Source organism: Methanoregula sp. (genome assembly GCA_026625165.1).
Classification (GTDB): Archaea; Halobacteriota; Methanomicrobia; order Methanomicrobiales; family Methanospirillaceae; genus MVRE01.
Window position 1 is genome coordinate 1,907,619 of record CP112999.1, and the last position, 15,776, is coordinate 1,923,394.

17 protein-coding genes are annotated in these 15,776 nt (G+C 54.6%); 10 read left to right on the forward strand and 7 right to left on the reverse strand.

From position 1 onward, the window contains the following. Nucleotides 1-221 precede the first annotated feature (221 nt). The 6 genes from OS112_10040 to OS112_10065 all read right to left on the reverse strand — a co-directional run bounded on the left by OS112_10040 (nucleotide 222) and on the right by OS112_10065 (nucleotide 6,226). Entirely contained in the window at nucleotides 222-2,033 is a 1,812-nt protein-coding gene (locus OS112_10040) for a PAS domain-containing sensor histidine kinase (protein ID WAC04778.1), read from the reverse strand. 212 nt (nucleotides 2,034-2,245) lie between these two features. Continuing rightward, complete coding sequence (locus OS112_10045; protein ID WAC04779.1) at nucleotides 2,246-3,022, reverse strand: CBS domain-containing protein; 777 nt, start codon at nucleotides 3,020-3,022, stop codon at nucleotides 2,246-2,248. Then, nucleotides 3,019-3,858 (reverse strand): CBS domain-containing protein, encoded by an 840-nt coding sequence (locus tag OS112_10050; protein ID WAC04780.1) that lies wholly within the window; start codon nucleotides 3,856-3,858, stop codon nucleotides 3,019-3,021. The genes OS112_10045 and OS112_10050 overlap by 4 nt, the downstream gene beginning before the upstream one ends. 5 nt (nucleotides 3,859-3,863) lie before the next feature. Beyond that, on the reverse strand, nucleotides 3,864-4,805 hold the full coding sequence (locus tag OS112_10055) for a CBS domain-containing protein (GenBank protein ID WAC04781.1): 942 nt from the start codon (nucleotides 4,803-4,805) through the stop codon (nucleotides 3,864-3,866). A gap of 108 nt (nucleotides 4,806-4,913) precedes the next feature. Beyond that, nucleotides 4,914-5,663 carry a CBS domain-containing protein gene (locus tag OS112_10060; protein WAC04782.1) on the reverse strand — a complete coding sequence of 250 codons (750 nt, stop codon included), beginning with the start codon at nucleotides 5,661-5,663 and terminating at the stop codon, nucleotides 4,914-4,916. Beyond that, entirely contained in the window at nucleotides 5,660-6,226 is a 567-nt protein-coding gene (locus OS112_10065; protein ID WAC04783.1) for a CBS domain-containing protein, read from the reverse strand. The genes OS112_10060 and OS112_10065 overlap by 4 nt, the downstream gene beginning before the upstream one ends. Before the next feature lie 262 nt (nucleotides 6,227-6,488). Between OS112_10065 and OS112_10070 the strand changes: the two genes are divergently transcribed. Together OS112_10070 and OS112_10075 are read left to right on the forward strand one after the other, a co-directional pair. Then, entirely contained in the window at nucleotides 6,489-7,142 is a 654-nt protein-coding gene (locus OS112_10070) for an Era-like GTP-binding protein (GenBank protein ID WAC04784.1), read from the forward strand. A gap of 28 nt (nucleotides 7,143-7,170) precedes the next feature. Beyond that, the gene (locus OS112_10075; GenBank protein ID WAC04785.1) at nucleotides 7,171-7,563 is read left to right on the forward strand and encodes a Zn-ribbon domain-containing protein; all 393 of its coding nucleotides are present in this window, start codon (nucleotides 7,171-7,173) and stop codon (nucleotides 7,561-7,563) included. Between the two features lie 50 nt (nucleotides 7,564-7,613). On the opposite strand, the gene OS112_10080 is transcribed toward OS112_10075, so the two are convergent. Further along, nucleotides 7,614-8,351: a hypothetical protein gene (locus OS112_10080; protein ID WAC04786.1), complete on the reverse strand. Its 738-nt coding sequence runs from the start codon at nucleotides 8,349-8,351 to the stop codon at nucleotides 7,614-7,616. A gap of 256 nt (nucleotides 8,352-8,607) precedes the next feature. Between OS112_10080 and OS112_10085 the strand changes: the two genes are divergently transcribed. The 8 genes from OS112_10085 (at nucleotide 8,608) to OS112_10120 (ending at nucleotide 15,730) form a co-directional block, all read left to right on the forward strand. After that, the gene (locus tag OS112_10085) at nucleotides 8,608-9,069 is read left to right on the forward strand and encodes a 30S ribosomal protein S15 (GenBank protein WAC04787.1); all 462 of its coding nucleotides are present in this window, start codon (nucleotides 8,608-8,610) and stop codon (nucleotides 9,067-9,069) included. 16 nt (nucleotides 9,070-9,085) lie between these two features. Next, nucleotides 9,086-10,306 (forward strand): DHHA1 domain-containing protein, encoded by a 1,221-nt coding sequence (locus OS112_10090; protein ID WAC04788.1) that lies wholly within the window; start codon nucleotides 9,086-9,088, stop codon nucleotides 10,304-10,306. After that, the gene (locus OS112_10095; GenBank protein WAC04789.1) at nucleotides 10,303-10,527 is read left to right on the forward strand and encodes a KEOPS complex subunit Pcc1; all 225 of its coding nucleotides are present in this window, start codon (nucleotides 10,303-10,305) and stop codon (nucleotides 10,525-10,527) included. The genes OS112_10090 and OS112_10095 overlap by 4 nt, the downstream gene beginning before the upstream one ends. Further along, entirely contained in the window at nucleotides 10,506-12,059 is a 1,554-nt protein-coding gene (locus tag OS112_10100) for a serine--tRNA ligase (protein ID WAC04790.1), read from the forward strand. The genes OS112_10095 and OS112_10100 overlap by 22 nt, the downstream gene beginning before the upstream one ends. Nucleotides 12,060-12,067: 8 nt before the next feature. Continuing rightward, a complete protein-coding gene (locus tag OS112_10105) occupies nucleotides 12,068-12,673 on the forward strand; it encodes a 30S ribosomal protein S3ae (GenBank protein ID WAC04791.1) in 606 nt (201 codons plus the stop codon). A 117-nt stretch (nucleotides 12,674-12,790) separates the two neighbouring features. Further along, nucleotides 12,791-14,026 carry a 2,3-bisphosphoglycerate-independent phosphoglycerate mutase gene (locus OS112_10110; GenBank protein ID WAC04792.1) on the forward strand — a complete coding sequence of 412 codons (1,236 nt, stop codon included), beginning with the start codon at nucleotides 12,791-12,793 and terminating at the stop codon, nucleotides 14,024-14,026. A gap of 10 nt (nucleotides 14,027-14,036) precedes the next feature. Then, a complete protein-coding gene (locus OS112_10115) occupies nucleotides 14,037-14,897 on the forward strand; it encodes a polymer-forming cytoskeletal protein (protein WAC04793.1) in 861 nt (286 codons plus the stop codon). Further along, complete coding sequence (locus OS112_10120; protein ID WAC04794.1) at nucleotides 14,894-15,730, forward strand: hypothetical protein; 837 nt, start codon at nucleotides 14,894-14,896, stop codon at nucleotides 15,728-15,730. The genes OS112_10115 and OS112_10120 overlap by 4 nt, the downstream gene beginning before the upstream one ends. Nucleotides 15,731-15,776: the final 46 nt, after the last annotated feature.

Below are 15,776 nucleotides of genomic sequence, written 5' to 3' on the forward strand. Positions count from 1 at the left end.
ATCCGCTGCTCCATGAATGGTGCTTTATAATATGGTTGGGTCGGGATTATAAGTGTTTGTGTTATATGAATCCCGAATGTAATGAGGGATGAATATCGAGAAGATTTTCATCAGAAAATCTTCGCTGTGTCGAACCCCCCTCGGGGGTGAGCTTGAGAAGATTTCCGAAGGAATTCTTCGAGTGTGCAATATAAGCCCGCCATGAACCGCAATTTTACCGGCTATTGTTCATCGGCCGGTGACACGGACTGCCGGTACCTGTCTTTTGGTACGTTGATCTCGAACCTTGCTCCTTTTCCATATTCCCCGGTCTCTGCAATCGTGATACCTGTGATGGAAAGGATCTCCCGGATCAAAAACAGCCCGAGGCCTGTGTGTTTGCCAAACCCGCGGATAAAGATCTTCTCCTTGTTTTCTGAAGGGATGCCGGTCCCGTTATCCTCATACACGATTGTCAGCCCGCCCGGGGATTCCTGCGAGAAGAGTGAGATGGCAGTCACACGATCCCCGTGCCGTACCGAGTTTTCCATAAGATTGTAAAAGACTTTCTCGATTAAGGGGTCAGAGAATATCGAAATGCCGTCAAGGTGCACATTGAGAGCAACCTCTTTGAGGGGGAGCTGGACTGCAGCCCTCCTGATGGTTGACGGGAGGTCCTGCCATTCCGGTGACCGCACCCCGATATCCTCGTAGTATTTTGTAAATTCGATCTGGCGCTCGATGGACAGTACCGTATCGATCTCCTTATGCATGTATTCAAGGAGGGCAGGATCGCGTGTCAGTTCCTGGGAGAGTTCAAGGTAGGCAAGCAACGCCGTGATTTTGTTGAGGATGTCATGGCGGGTAACCGAAGACAGTATATTGAGTTTTTTGTTTGCATGCGCCAGCGCTTCGTTAATGCGCTCCAGTTCCCGGTTGTGGTAAGCCATCTCCTGCTGTAACGCCCTGCGTTCCGTGATGTCCTCGATGACCCCGTCCACCCATTCAACTTCACCGTTTTCATTGCATTTCGGTCTGGCATTCACCGAGACCCAGATCAGTGTCCCGTCCTTCTTTTTTAATTGGAGGACCCGGCCCTTATAAATTCCACATGCATTGAGGTCTGATAGGAATTTTTTCCTCTCTTCAGGATTAGGATACAGATCCATGACCGGTACTTGTAATAATTCCTCGACAGAGTCGTAGCCCAGCATATGTGCCTGGGCAGTGTTTGCCCAAAGGAACCTGCCTTCAGAATCTGCAGTGTTCCTGTACACGCCGACATTCAGGTTCTCCATCAGAGTACGGAATTTCTCTTCACTCTGACGCAGGGATTCGACAGCCCGCTTGCGCTCTGTTATGTCGCGTGCGACATGCACGCTGCCGATCATGATTCCGTTTGCGTTACGCAGAGGTGATACGGTAACAAGGAAGTCTCCCCCGAGACGATCCTCGTGGACTTCGCTCGTGTGTTCATTCCCATCACGTATGAGCTTGATGTGGGGGCAGATATCTGGCGGGGCATCTGTACAGTGCATCACTTCATAACAATGCAGACCGACTGCCTGTTCAGGTGTGATGCAGAGCTTTGCTGCGAGGGCCCGGTTGACCCGTAAGATTTTTTGATTCTGGTCAATGAGCGCGATAAGATCCGGTACCGCATCAAATGTCCGTTCCCATTCCTCTTTTGCAAAGATCAAGTTTTGTTCATTTTCCTTCAGGCGCAGGGAGAGGTACGAGACGACAAACGCGATCACAATGAACATGCCGCACCGGGCTGCTGCCGAGCCAAGGTCTTCAGGAAACCCTGAACGGGTTGCTACCACCATCATAAAATAGATTGCAGAAATTCCCCCGCCAAACCATATGCCACGGCGGGGATAATAGAACGATGCGAGAATTATGGGGAGATACAGGAGATGTGAAGTGACAACGGTGATCCCGATAAGCAGGCCGTACAGGTTGAGCGCAAGGGCGAACACTGCTGTCCCTGACACAAGAATAAGGGAGGTGCGTGGATCGGCTCGGAAATGGTCGATCAACGGGACAGCCATAGGACACCTTGTTCTGGTTTCAACACCGCTGTGTTGAAAGGATTAAAGATCATGGATCACCAGTCATTATATAATATCGCCACTGGTGTGCTGGAGGAGGAGAAATACCGGAAAGATACCCAAAAACCGGAACAATATGCCCGTGTAAATGGTCTGATGGATGATTGAAAAACCGGCTTTATCAGGAGAACAGGAAAAAAGGGGGAAATTTTTTATAACGCATTTACAAGGGACCTGCGGGTCACCATGCCTATCAACCTGCCCTTGTCTGCAACCGGTACTGAGCTGATGTTTTTCTTCAGCATCATCTCCACGATCTCGGCAGCCTTTGCCGCAGGTTCGATCGAGATGACCGGGGCGCTCATGATGTCTTTTACCAGCAGGTTGCGGATCCGGTGGTCCTGGTGTTTTCCGGTTACCGCTTCACGAAACCTCCGCATGGCAACCGCTACATCCGTCTCGGTCACGATGCCAATTATTTTACCGTTCTCAGTCACCACAAACCGGGTGATGTTGTCGTCCAGCATCCGGCGGCGGAGATGGACCACCCGTTCATCGGCTTCAATCGTGACCGCAACCTCCATTACCCCGTCAGCCGTTCCCTCCGGCTTTACCTTTTTGAGCAGGTCACCGGCACCCACCTGTCCGATGAGTTTGTGGTCACTGTCAAATACGACCACCATCTTGTAGCGCTGGAGCAGCGGCACAAGGACGTTGATGTCCTGATCGGGATAGATGCTCGTATAGTCCTCGTCGATAACGCTTGCAACATGGATTGCAGTCGGGGTGAGCCCGGAGTTTTGTTTGCTCCCAAGCTTCTCGGCGATCGCCTTTCGGGAGACAGTGCCGGCAACGCTTGTATTGTGCACCGCGATCAGCGGGTCAATGCCCTCGTCAAGCATTTTATCGAGCGCCTCGGTTACTTTCGCGGATTTTGCGATTGTTACCGGCTTTGCCATTATATCTTTTATAAACAGTTCTTTTGTCATTTCGCCACTTCCCTGATAATATCATCCCGTTTTATTATACCTGCAATGTCGTTTTTGTCTACTATCACAAGGCTGTTGATCTGATGTCTGTTCATGCTTGAAACCGCCCGGTTCACCGGAGTGTCCAAAGATGCGGTGATGACCGGGGATGTCATTATGTCCTGAGCAATAACAGGGGCAAGGAACAGTGTGCCTGCCCCCCGCGTGCCCCGCGGCTGCTTCCTCCTCCTGACTGGCACGCCCCGCTCCACAACACCGGCGATTTTCTGCTCGTTGTCAAAGAACGCGAGGTTGGTTTCAGTTATTATACCTGCAATGGACTCATCGTTGTTGGTGACCACCACCTTGTCATTGCGCTCGCTCATCACATCAATGACATGGTCGAGCGAATGGTACCTGCTCACTGTTGCCACATCCTCCATCATGTCTGCAACCGGGCAGGTAAAACTGTTTATCATTGCAGACTTCATCAGGTCTGACTTGGTAACGATGCCGATCACCGCATCACCGTCTGTTACCGGCACGCTGCTGATGTTGTTATTTACAAGGATACGGGCGATCTCCCGGATGCCGGTGTCCGGCCTTACCGTAATCGGGTCGGGCACGGCAAGCACGCTCACCGGGATTCTGTCGATCGGGCGCCGCCGCCACGCAGGTTCGCTCTGCCGGAGCCGGTATGCAAGATCCTTTTTGGTGATAATTCCTGACAGCATCCCATCCTCCATGACCAGCAGCCGGGATATCCGGTGCCTGACCATCAGGTTACGGGCGTGCGCCACGGTTTCTGAAGGGCTTATAACGTGGACCGGTGCGGACATTACATCTGAAGCTTTCATCACACTCACCCCTGTGCAAATGCCCGGACAAGGTCGAACTCGGTGACAAGCCCTACGAGGCGCGTGTCTTTTATGACCGGGAGGGCGCCGATGTTCTTTTCCAGCATCTCCCGGGCTGCCACGTTGATGCTCTTATCCGGGGTTATTGTAAAGAGGTCACCGGTGATCAGCGTCCGCACAGGCAGCCCCATCACCTCCCCGATATCACCGGTCGAGAGCCGGCTGAACACCTCCCGGCTGCCGAGATACCGCATAATATCTGTTGCGGTAATCATACCATACAGCACATCGTCGCTCACAACCGGGAGCCGCCGGAACCGGAATTTTGTCATGTCGCGGGTTGCCTCCCCGATCGTGCAGTCCGGTCCGGTAACACGGAGAGAGCCGGTCATGATGTCTCCCACGGCGAACCTGCTCTTTTCTGCCGCGAGAACCCCCATGACATCCCGCTCGGTCACAATCCCGGTAAGGACATCTCCCTCATCCACCACCGGGATCCCCCCGATCCTCTTATGGACGATGATCCCGGTTGCATCTGCAATCTTCGCAGTGTCCGGGAGCGTTTCAGGCTTCTGGGTCATGATCGCCCGGACACTCTCGTTTACTGCGGCAATCAGGTTGCCCCTGTGCTTTACCTGCACGAGCCGGTACTTGTCCCCGCCGCCCAGTAAATTGATAATATCCCCCGATGTGAAAATCCCCCGAAGTTTCTTTGTCCCGGCATCAGTCACGGGCAGTCTCCTGAACCCGCATCCCGTCATTTTCTCCACCGCCCCCATGATCGTAGTTGTCGGAGGTACCGATACCACATCGCGGGTTGCGATCGCCATGATCTCGCCTTCCTGCTCCACGATATGGGACTTGAACCCGACAGGCCCCCTGTCGAATTTGCCATGCATCTTGAGCAGTTTGTCGCCCTGCTTGACGCCAGGGTCTTTTTTCTCCATCTTTTTACCCCTTTTTTTTAAAAAACTTTTCCAAATTCCTTTGAAATATGGCTGGATTTTTTATGGTCCAACGATATCCCGATCCTCCCTGAACTTATTGATCCGGTTTCACGCGAGCCCGGCAAGGACATCATGCCGGTCGACAATACCCACAACAGACTCCCCGTCCATGACAGGCAGGCGGCTCACATCGTGCTGCACGAGCAGCCTTGCCGCGGTGCTGATCAGGTCATCCGGTTTGAGCGTGATGACCTCCCGGGTCATGATCTTCCTGACGGGCATATGTTCCGCGCTGGCCCGTGCGGTCCTTGTCCGGCCACTGCGGAGAAGGTCGCGCCGGGATACAATCCCGACCAGTTTCTTCTTCCTGACCACAGGGAACGCGGAGAAACCACTCTGCACGATCAGGGTGTAGATGTGCTGTACAGGGCTGTTTTCCTCCGCAGTCACGACGTTTCCGGACATACAGTCGGCAACGGTGCCGGAAATCTCGTGGCGCGAGATGATGGCGGGGAAGAGGTCTGACAGCAGGACACCCCCTGTAATATGCCGCTTTTCATCCACCACCGCGGCACTGTCGGTTCGGAACTTTTTTATCTCCCGTGCAATGTGCTCAATGGGATCGGATGCATGCACTTCCGCAGCATCCTTGACATACCCTTCCACGGTGACGTTTGACCGCGTTGCGGTCACTCTGAGACCATCCGTGATATCGACATAGCCGAGGAGCTTTTTCTCATCGTTTACGACATATATTTCACGGAACCGGTCGTCGCGGAGGATCTGCCGTGCTTTTGTTATCTGGTCTGTGATACGGAGCACAGGGATCTCAATTCTGAAATCCTGCGCAACGCTCATGCGATATTTTCCTCCTCGCGGCAACGGGCGCAGAGCATCTGGTTGTCGATCCGCTTGAGCTCATCAGACATCTGACTGCACCGGTTGCACATGCCCATCTCAACAACATCCTCACGGTTGATCTCGATAAGATCCGCCAGCAGTTCGTTGAGCTCATTGGAAACGGTAAGGAGGTCACGGACTGTAACAATCCCGATCACCTTGTTGCCTTCATCGACAACAGGGAGCCTCCTTACACGGTGCTTCACCATCATATGGGCAGCGTCCCCTACAGTCTTTTCAGCACTCACCGTAATCAGAGGAGTGCTCATGATCTCGTTTACATGTACTTTGCTCGGTTTGAGATCCTTTGCCACTACCTTGCAGTTGATGTCCTGCTCGGTAACAATCCCGATGGGGAGGTTCTTTGCAAGAACAATGCAGCTTCCCACATCGTCATGGCACATGGCCGCTGCAGCCTTTGCAACGGTGGCATTGCTGGCAATCGTTGTCGGGTGGCTCCGCATCACCTCGTTTAAGGGAACGCGGGTCTCGAACCGGATTTCGTTGGTAGTCTTTTTCAAATGAGATCACCTCCGTGCTTTTTGAGCCTGATGTTTACAATCTACCAATACTTACCAACTTTGATATAAAGGATTGGGCAGTGGCAAGTGGCAATGCGTCAAAGTAATAAGGGGCGGGTATCCCTGATCGTGAGATTTATAAACCGCCCGGATGCAGATTTTTTGCCCGGAAGAAACATAATAAAGGTCGCATTCTATACATTACTTACGAGTTGAGGGCACCACCGTGCGACGATGTGTGGTTATTGCCCGAGGTGTTTTAATGAGAATATTTTATCAGACATATGGCAGAATAAAAAAGAAATTTTCCGGTTTCCTTGCCCGTTTTTTTAAAAAGAAGCGGACCCGTATCGGCATTTACGGTCCCCCTAATGCAGGAAAGACCACGCTTGCAAACCGCATTGCCCGAGACTGGACGGGGGACGCTGTCGGCCCGGTGAGCGAGATCCCGCATGAGACCCGCAGGGCACGCAAAAAGGAGGATATAATCATCTCCGGTGCAAACGGTGCAACTGTCACAATCGATATCGTGGATACCCCCGGGGTTACGACCCGGATTGACTACCACGAGTTTCTGGAATTCGGGCTCGATAAGGACGAGGCAGTCATCCGTGCCCGCGAGGCGACCGAGGGTGTTGCCGAGGCCATGCACTGGCTCCGAGAGGACATCGATGGTGTCATCTACATGCTCGATTCCACGCTCGACCCCTTCATGCAGGTCAACATCATGATGGTCGGCATTATCGAGAGCAGGAAGCTCCCCGTCCTCATTGTCGCAAACAAGATCGACCTGCCAAAAGCTGCACCGGCCCGCATCCGCAGTGCATTCCCCCAGCACCCGGTTATCGCCATTTCGGGTCTGGAGGGAAGAAATGTCGAAGAGCTGTACGAGACGATGATCGAACACTTCGGATAATTTTTAAAAAGTAGCTGGGAAGACTCACATGCCACACAAGTGCACCAAGTGCGGGCGGGAATACAGGGACGGGTCTACCGAGATCCTCAAGGGCTGTGCGAGCTGCGGCGGCAAGAAGTTCCTCTATGTAAAGGAGGCGGACCTCAACAAGGACGTTTTAGAGGAGAAGTCGATCGAAGAGATCACCGATGAGACGCACCAGGAAGTCCTCGAAGTCAGGGCTGAGCCTAAAAAAGATGTGGAGATGTACGACCGTGTTGAGACGATCCGCATCGTGGGGCCCGGCTCGTACGAGCTGAACATCGAGAAGATGGCAAAGGACGACGAACGGATCATCTCTGTCGGAAAAGACGGCGTGTACAATATCGATCTCCTCTCGTTTACCAAAGATACCCGGAAAAAGAGAGGGAAGAAGAGATAAACCGGATTTACTTTTTAAAAAAACTTCTCTTTGGAGAACTCCGGAAGGCTCTATCGGGTCAATAACTCATTTTTTATACCGTCATAGGGTGCGGACAGCCCAAGCCGGGAGAAAAATTCAACTGTCAGGACAAGGCTGTTGATAACCGCCCATTCCGCACACCCGTGCCCGAGGCACTTGTCCGGGAAGAACGGCCGGTTTTTATGGGCGAACGGATTTTCTTTGAAGGCGTGTTTTAAAGCCTCTTCAAATTTTAATCCCCGCGTTTCATGACCGCCGCGAAGATTCCGGCTTTGTGCAAGGACCACCCACTCGCGCCGGTAATGCATCAGGAAGTTGCGGATCTCAACAAGGCTCTTCACGTTCAAAAACGCCGGATCGGTTTCCGCAAACGTGGGCCTGTCTGTATATAAGAGGATCTTCTGGTATTTGGTTAAAACCGGGGCGCGATCAAAATTTTTCTCATTTGTCCAACGCTCACGGATCTTCCGGAACAGCTCCGCGTTCTTCTCATCAGCAGAAAGGGGAGTGTTGTCCGCCGCATCCGAGTAGAGTTCGTTGATGGTGGACTCCAGAAATACAACAGATGAAAGGATCGAGTTGAGGATGAATGCCTCATAGGAGAGGATCGATTCCTGCGATACCTGCCCGGACTCCGCATAGTCCTTCTCGATGGCATACCCGAGCCTGCACAGCAATGCAGCAGACTGGATGTACCGGACGGAGAAGCAGTCCCTGAACCGGATCTCTGAGTCCTCATCTATTGTTTCGAGGGGAAATTTGTTCATCTGTACTATCCCGTTTTTCCTGCGAGGCTAAAAAGGCAGGGGAGTCCGTAATTAAGGCATTGGCCAGCCATGAGGATTCACCAACACCCTTATTATTCCTCCAGCACAATACACGTAAGCACTTTTAAATCAAGTGCTGGCAGAAGTAAGTCCGACGTGCACTATTGCGTGCACTGCCCAACAGGGCTTGGGATTACCGGGAGTCAGCAACCGCTGCTCTTTTTGGACTTACATAATGTCGTAAGGAGGTTATACTTTGGCAAGAATGCATGCCCGCAGAAGGGGCAAGTCATGTTCCGTCCGCCCCTACCGGAAGGAGGCGCCCTCGTGGTCCAACACGGACATCAAGGGGATCGAGAAAGTGATCATCGAGCTCCGGAAGGAAGGCGTATCTAGCAGCAAAATCGGTCTGATCCTGCGGGACCGTTACGGAGTCCCTGACATCAAACTCGTGACCGGGGGGAAGCGTATCGGCGATATCCTCAAGGCCCACCAGATTGAGTCAGCAATTCCTGAGGACCTGCGCGATCTCATGGTAAAGGCGCTCGGGCTGCGCAAGCACCTGAGTGAGAACAAAAACGACCTGCACAACAAACGCCAGCTCCACCTGGTCGAGTCAAAGATCCGGAGGCTCGTTAAGTATTACACCGGCAGTGGCAGGCTGCCCGCAGGCTGGGTCTACAAACCGGAGAACACGGAAATCCTGCTGTCCCGTTAACATTGTCTGCATCCCTATGTCACTTGAAACCGCCGCGAACCTTGTCGCAGAGCAGATACAGAGGCAGAAGTACGTCGAGGTGGTCGCACACCATGACGCTGACGGTATCGCTGCCGGTTCCATCCTCTGCCATGCGATGATGCGGGCGGGGGTCCGGTTCCGGCTCAGGATCCGCCGGGAGATCCAGCCAGCAGAGATCACCAAGGAGCAGGTATACCTGCTCTGCGACCTCGGCGCCGGAACAGAAGACCTCCCGGAAACAACGATAGTCGTGGACCACCACAACCCTAGCTTTACCGGAGACTTCCATGCAAACCCCCGTCTTTTTGGCATTGACGGGGATCATGACCTGTCTGCATCAGCAATTGCATACATTGTCGCCCAGAAAATGGGCGACAACCGCGACCTTGCAGGGCTTGCGATGCTGGGGGTTATCGGGGACGGCCAGCTGCTCTCCGGAAAAAACCTCGGTATTTTCAACGAAGCAGTGGGAAACGGCATCGTCAACCCGAGCCGGGGCTTAAGACTTGCGGGAAGGGATATGGCCGAACGCTGGCTCATGGCCATCAATCCGTATCTCGATGGGATTAGCGGAGATGAAAACGTGGTGAATGCAATTTTGAAGCAGTCAGCCGGAAAAGATGCTGTGCGCCCTGACATGCTCCTATCACTCTCGGTACTGCAGGTGATCCAGACCGCAGGTGCCGGGTGCATCGAGGAGATCTACGGGGACACCTACGCGCTCGAACGTGAAGTGATCCCTGACGCCCACGCACTGGCATCGGTCATCGATGCCTGCGGAAAATCCGGGCACGGGGAGATCGGCGCTTCACTATGCCTGCGGTATTCCCGGGATGCAGAGACTGCATGGGAGATTGCAAAGAAGCACCGGCTCAGCGTCATCAGTGCCATCCGTGCACTGGCCGGTGCTCCGGCAGCACAGGACGGGGTTTACGAAGTGCCGGATGCGATGCTTATCAGCGACGTTGCCGACGCGCTCGCCTGCCAGTCTACCCATGCGACGCCCATCGCGGTTGTGGCTCCCGAAGGCGACCGGTGCCGTATCTCAGCAAGGTGCCCGACCGGCATCGATGCGGACCTTGGCACCATGATACGCGGCATAGCAGAGAGCTGCGGCGGTTCTGGAGGGGGGCACAGGCTCAGGGCGGGAGCGACCATTCCATGCGCCCGGCTTGATATGTTCAGGAAAAGCTGGCAGACTGTGGTGGCGGCATGATGCAGATAGACGGCGTCATCGCTTCAACCCACCGCCACCCCGCCTGCGTGGCAGATGCGATCTGCCCGGACAACCTCTCATCCATGAAGACGGTTGCGACCGAGACTGGGGTAACAACCAGCATCACCGGCACAAAGCTGAGCTCGGTGATCGCATCGGTAGACGATTATCTGACAAACCTTGCAATTGCGGAGGAAACATGTTCGTTCGTTTCGCACTGACAGCAGAACTCGGCTTCAACAGCGAGATCCCGGAGGAGGCGAAAAGATCTGTTGAGACGACCGTGGCAGAATCGAACACGGTGCTTTTCAAAAAGGGTGTTCCCAAAGGTGTTGACGACCGGGAGATCGGCAGGATCACGGACTGGAGCGTGGAATCAAACGTTGTCAGGCTCACCATAGAAAGCGGCACATATACGAGAGCGCATGACGCCCTCTTCCGGTTTAAAAAACAGGCCGCTGCTGCTCTGGGGAAGTTCCGGCTCGGGCTGAGGGGGATCTCGATCGGTGAATACCGAATCGTTATGACCGGGGAGATCCCGGACGGTATTCATGTACCCAGCCTGCCGTTCATCCGGTCTTATGACTTAAAAAAGGACCAGCTGTCACTCGACCTCGCGGTAAGCGCAGCTGACCTTGAGAACAAGGTACCGGACCGGATCCTCAAGCTGATCGAAGAAAAGATACAGGCTTCTGCGTACGGGGGCAAGGGAGAGCACTGGGAACTTGTCTTTGCAAGCGCACCGAAACCCCGGTTGTTTTCCCGCGATCCGACAGAGGAGATGGTGAAGCGCAACTGGATCCGGCACGGTGCGTCCCGGGGACAGTGGATACACGGGCCGCAATCGGTGCAGCTCTTCCGTGCGTTCGAGCAGATCGTAATTGAACAGATCATCAGGCCGCTTGGGTTTGCCGAGATGATCTTTCCCAAGCTCACCCCGTGGGCGGTCTGGATGCGGTCAGGGCACGCAAAAGGCGTGTATCCCGAGATTTACTATGTCTGCACCCCCAAGACCCGCGACCCTGCCTTCTGGGAGGATGTCGGCGACTATTTCAAGGTGACCGGAGAGGTGCCCGTTGAGATGATCCGCGACAAGATCGACGGCCCGATCGGCGGGTTGTGCTATGCCCAGTGCCCATCGTTCTGGCCGTTTGTACAGGGCGAGACGCTCGGGACTGCAAGCCTGCCGATCAGGGTCTTTGACCGCAGCGGCACATCCCACAGGTATGAGAGCGGCGGCATCCACGGGATCGAGCGGGTTGACGAGTTCCACCGTATCGAGATCGTCTGGCTGGGCACTGCCGAACAGACTGTTGCGATGGCAGACAGACTCCATGAGGCATACCATACTGTATTCGAGGAGATCCTCGAGCTCGAATGGCGGTGCGCCCGGGTGACGCCCTGGTTCATGGCGCAGGAAGGCATGGTTGACGGCGGCAAGACAGCGCAGAAAATTGAAGAGGGGGCATGCGGGTGTGGCGAGCGGATCGGCACGACTGATTACGAAGCCTACCTGCCCTACAGCGACAGCTGGCTTGAGTTCCAGAACGTGAGCATCAACGGCGACAAGTACCCCAAAGGTTTCAATGTAAAAATCCAGAGCGGAGCAGACTGCTGGTCGGGCTGCTCGGGCGTCGGGCTCGAGCGCTGGACGGCGGCGTTTTTAGCCCAGAAAGGGCTTGATGTGGAAGGGTGGCCGGACAAGGTAAGGAAACTTGTCGGCGAACCAAACGAGATATTTAAATTCATGTAGGTGATTTCATGGCAAAAAAACAGGTTGGAAGAAGAGTAGAGGGCTGGAAAGCCAAGAGCTGGTTCAAGGTGCACGTCCCCGAAAACCTCGGCAAGGCGTACATCGGTGACACCATAGCAAACGACACCGAGAGTGTGGTCGGCAGGATCATGCAGGCAACTCTCGGCGAGATCACAAATGACTATGCAAAGCAGCACATCAAGATGCGTTTTAAGGTTTCATCCGTGACAGGCGATGCAGCATACACCGAGTTCGTCGGTCATGAGGTGACACGGGACTACCTGCGCGGGCTCATCAAGCGCCGGAGCACCCGTGTGGACTGCCTCGTCCCCATCATAACAAAGGACCAGAAGAAAGTCCGGCTTACGATCAGCTGCTACACGCTCGCACGGGCGAACGTCGGGCAGATCCACGCAATCCGGAACGCGATCACGGCTAATGTTCAGGCACAGGCCGCATCATGGGACCTCAACACGCTCGTGACCGGTATTGTGACCGGTGAGATCTCCCGCGACCTGTTCAAGGTCGTAAAACTGCTCTACCCGGTCCGCAGGATTGAGGTCATCAAGTCAAAGGTCGAACCGGTGGCAACAGCTGCCCCGGAAAACGTATAAATTTTTTATCAGGTGAAATTTTTCTTTTTCTCATATTTCATTTCCGGCCCGCGTATATGCCTGACCCGTTTTTCTGACCGTTGAGCATAAAAGCTCCCCCGACAAACAATTCCGGTAATGACCGCACGCAAGATCCTCTTTTTGGTCCTTGACGGCATCTCCGACCGGCCATGCCCGGAGCTTGCCGGCAAGACCCCGCTGCAGGCGGCAAAAAAACCAAACCTCGATGCCTTTGCCCGCGAAGGTGTCTGCGGGATTATGGACACGATTGCTCCCGGTATCCGCCCGGGTTCAGATACCGCCCACCTCTCCCTGCTTGGATATGATCCGCACACGTATTATACCGGAAGAGGCCCCCTCGAATGCGTGGGAACCGGTATCACCATGGAACCCGGCATGATCGGGTTCCGGTGCAACTATGCGACGCTCACAAAAGACGGGCATGTGAGCGACCGTCGGGCAGGACGGATCCATGATACCGCGGCACTGTCTGCGGCAATACAGGAAGGTGTCGACCTCAGGAGATTCGGCGTGGAGTTTGTGTTCAGGTCCGGCGCCGGGCACCGTGCTGCACTTGCGCTCAAAGGCGACGGGCTCGGGCACTGCGTCTCGTCTAATGATCCAAAAAAAGAGGGGGTGCCACTGCTTAACATCATCCCGTTACTACAGACTGAAAAAGACAAAAAGACCGCATTGGTCTGCAATGAATTTGTCAGTCAGGCCATGCAGATCCTCGCAGACCATAAGGTAAACCAGGAGCGGATACACCAGGGACTTAACCCCGCCACAGCAGTCCTGATACGGGGGGCAGGGGAGATGGGCAACTTCGAACCCTTTTCCACGAAATACGGGCTCTCGGGAAGCGTCATCTGTGCTGCAAGCCTCATCGCCGGTATCGGGACTGCAGTCGGGCTCCGGCGAGTCCATGTCGACGGGATCACCGGCTCGCAGGACAGCAACCTTACCGGAAAGATCGAAGCAGCTTTACAGGAGCTGCGCTCGCAGGACTTCGTGCTGGTCAATATCAAGGGGGCTGACGAATCCGGGCATGACGGACTCGCAAAACAGAAAACGGCCTTTATTGAAAAGATTGATACCGCAATCTCTCCCTTACGTACATTAAAGGACACCATTATCGTGATCTGCGCCGATCACAGCACCCCCTGCACGGTCAGGGACCATAGTGCAGACCCGGTGCCGGTTGTCATCGCTGGCGAGGGCGTCCGCACTGATGACGTTGAGAGGTTCGATGAGATCTCCTGTGCACAGGGAGGGCTCAACCGCACTCAGGGATTATCACTGCTCCCGATCGCGCTTGACCTGATCAACCGATCCCACAAATACGGCGCGTGAGGAGACATAAGTGGCAAAGGCGAAGCGACCCAAAAAACGCGTGGAAGACTGGCACCGGCACTGCCTTCTCCCGGACGGCACCGAGCTGCAGGAGCACAGCATCAAGACCGACCGTAACATCGTGATAGGCGAGTTCTGCCAGATCGATTACGGGCTCCGGGGAGCGGATGTGATCGTCGGTGACTCGACAAAGATCCGGGAATACATATGGGCGGACGGTGACGCCCGGGTAGGCAATTGGTGTGAGATCGGCAGCGACGTGGTCGCAAAACAGGACGCCTATATCGGCGAAGGGGCAAAGATCCTTGGCAAATTAAAAGTCGCCGGGACGCTGGACATAGGGGAACGGGTCGAGATACGGGAAGGCTTTGAAGCGACCGGGGCAATCGAGGTCAGGAACCCGATGCCGGTCATCATGTTCATCCTCATCTATTTCATGACGCTCATGCGGATCCAGCGGGAGGAGGACGTCGACCGGATCCTCGCTGACCTGTTCTCGGATGACGACGAGGAGTTCGAGATGCCGCTCATGATCCCGTCCCGTTCAAAGCTGAACATGAAGCTCTTCTCGGTGCCTTCGACCATGAAGATCGGGAAAGGGTGCCGGCTCCATGGAAATATCCGGGCGGGCTCGATCGACGTCCAGCCGGACACCGTGATCTTCGGGAGCCTCCGGGCAAAGAGAGGGGTCACGGTTACCAGCGGGGTGGAGGTTCACGGGAACGTGGAAAGTGGCGACGAGGTGTACGTGAAAAAGGGCGCCCATATACTCGGGGATGTTATTGCAAAGACCATCCGGCTCCATGAGGACGCGAGGATTGACGGGACTATTCAGGCCCCCCACGGGCTCCATATCGAGCGGGACTCATGAGAGCGGATGAGATTCTCGGGGTCGGGGCGGTCCGGTTCATCGAGCCGTCATTTGCCGATCTGACCGACAGCCATTTTACTTCGGTGCTTGCTTCGTTCCCGGGTGACCAGGCGCGCCTGCTGATAGATGAACAGGAGGACCCGCTCGCCTTAGCGTTCCATAATGACGGGGTATGGAATGTGGGAACGTTCCTCTGCCGGAAACCTTCCGCGGCTGCTATCGAGCGCTTCGAAGAGGTCAATGGCGAGATCTACCAGGAAGACCGCGTAGTCTGGGCGGCGGCGGTCAGGGAATATTTCAGCAGGGATATCGCCGATAATGTCACTCCGGCTCTGGACGACCTCAATAAAGACCGGCCTGCAATCATCGAAGATCTTGTCATGAAGTTCTGGAGCAGCGGGGCAGGGGAGACCTGTCTTGACTTCTGCTGCGGTTCTGGCGTCGGTTCACAGGTCCTGCGAAATCTGGGGTATTCACTGCTGTCCTGCGACAACGACCCCTCCCTGATCTCCCTTGGGCTCTCCACGCAAAGGCTGCTGCCGGAAGAGACGATCTGTATCAATGCGACCATCGCTTCAGATTACCTTGACCCTGTACCGCGTGGCATCGGCATCATGATGGGAGATATCAACCTGTTATCACAGGAACTCTGGCAACAGCTTGTCTCTGAATTGTTCTCGCTCACGGAGGAGACGCTGATCACGGTAGGCACAGAGCCCGAAGCAGAACTGATCAGGAGATGGGGAGAGGAACAGGAACGCACCGTTGAGGTTCATGAGAACCCAAAAGATCCGATCTATGACCGGTGGGTGTGTATCGCACAGAGAGAATAAAGGTTTTCTTGAGATCTAAAAGTGTCTCCTGTTTTAATTGAGTATC

Excerpts from the sequence above, each read along its gene's own strand:
- OS112_10040 (WAC04778.1), bottom strand. The coding sequence starts at position 2,033 with ATGGCTGTCCCGTTGATCGACCATTTCCGAGCCGATCCACGCACCTCC.
- OS112_10045 (WAC04779.1), bottom strand. The coding sequence starts at position 3,022 with ATGACAAAAGAACTGTTTATAAAAGATATAATGGCAAAGCCGGTAACA.
- OS112_10050 (WAC04780.1), bottom strand. The coding sequence starts at position 3,858 with ATGAAAGCTTCAGATGTAATGTCCGCACCGGTCCACGTTATAAGCCCT.
- OS112_10055 (WAC04781.1), bottom strand. The coding sequence starts at position 4,805 with ATGGAGAAAAAAGACCCTGGCGTCAAGCAGGGCGACAAACTGCTCAAG.
- OS112_10060 (WAC04782.1), bottom strand. The coding sequence starts at position 5,663 with ATGAGCGTTGCGCAGGATTTCAGAATTGAGATCCCTGTGCTCCGTATC.
- OS112_10070 (WAC04784.1), top strand. The coding sequence starts at position 6,489 with ATGAGAATATTTTATCAGACATATGGCAGAATAAAAAAGAAATTTTCC.
- OS112_10075 (WAC04785.1), top strand. The coding sequence starts at position 7,171 with ATGCCACACAAGTGCACCAAGTGCGGGCGGGAATACAGGGACGGGTCT.
- OS112_10080 (WAC04786.1), bottom strand. The coding sequence starts at position 8,351 with ATGAACAAATTTCCCCTCGAAACAATAGATGAGGACTCAGAGATCCGG.
- OS112_10090 (WAC04788.1), top strand. The coding sequence starts at position 9,086 with ATGTCACTTGAAACCGCCGCGAACCTTGTCGCAGAGCAGATACAGAGG.
- OS112_10095 (WAC04789.1), top strand. The coding sequence starts at position 10,303 with ATGATGCAGATAGACGGCGTCATCGCTTCAACCCACCGCCACCCCGCC.
- OS112_10100 (WAC04790.1), top strand. The coding sequence starts at position 10,506 with ATGTTCGTTCGTTTCGCACTGACAGCAGAACTCGGCTTCAACAGCGAG.
- OS112_10105 (WAC04791.1), top strand. The coding sequence starts at position 12,068 with ATGGCAAAAAAACAGGTTGGAAGAAGAGTAGAGGGCTGGAAAGCCAAG.
- OS112_10110 (WAC04792.1), top strand. The coding sequence starts at position 12,791 with ATGACCGCACGCAAGATCCTCTTTTTGGTCCTTGACGGCATCTCCGAC.
- OS112_10120 (WAC04794.1), top strand. The coding sequence starts at position 14,894 with ATGAGAGCGGATGAGATTCTCGGGGTCGGGGCGGTCCGGTTCATCGAG.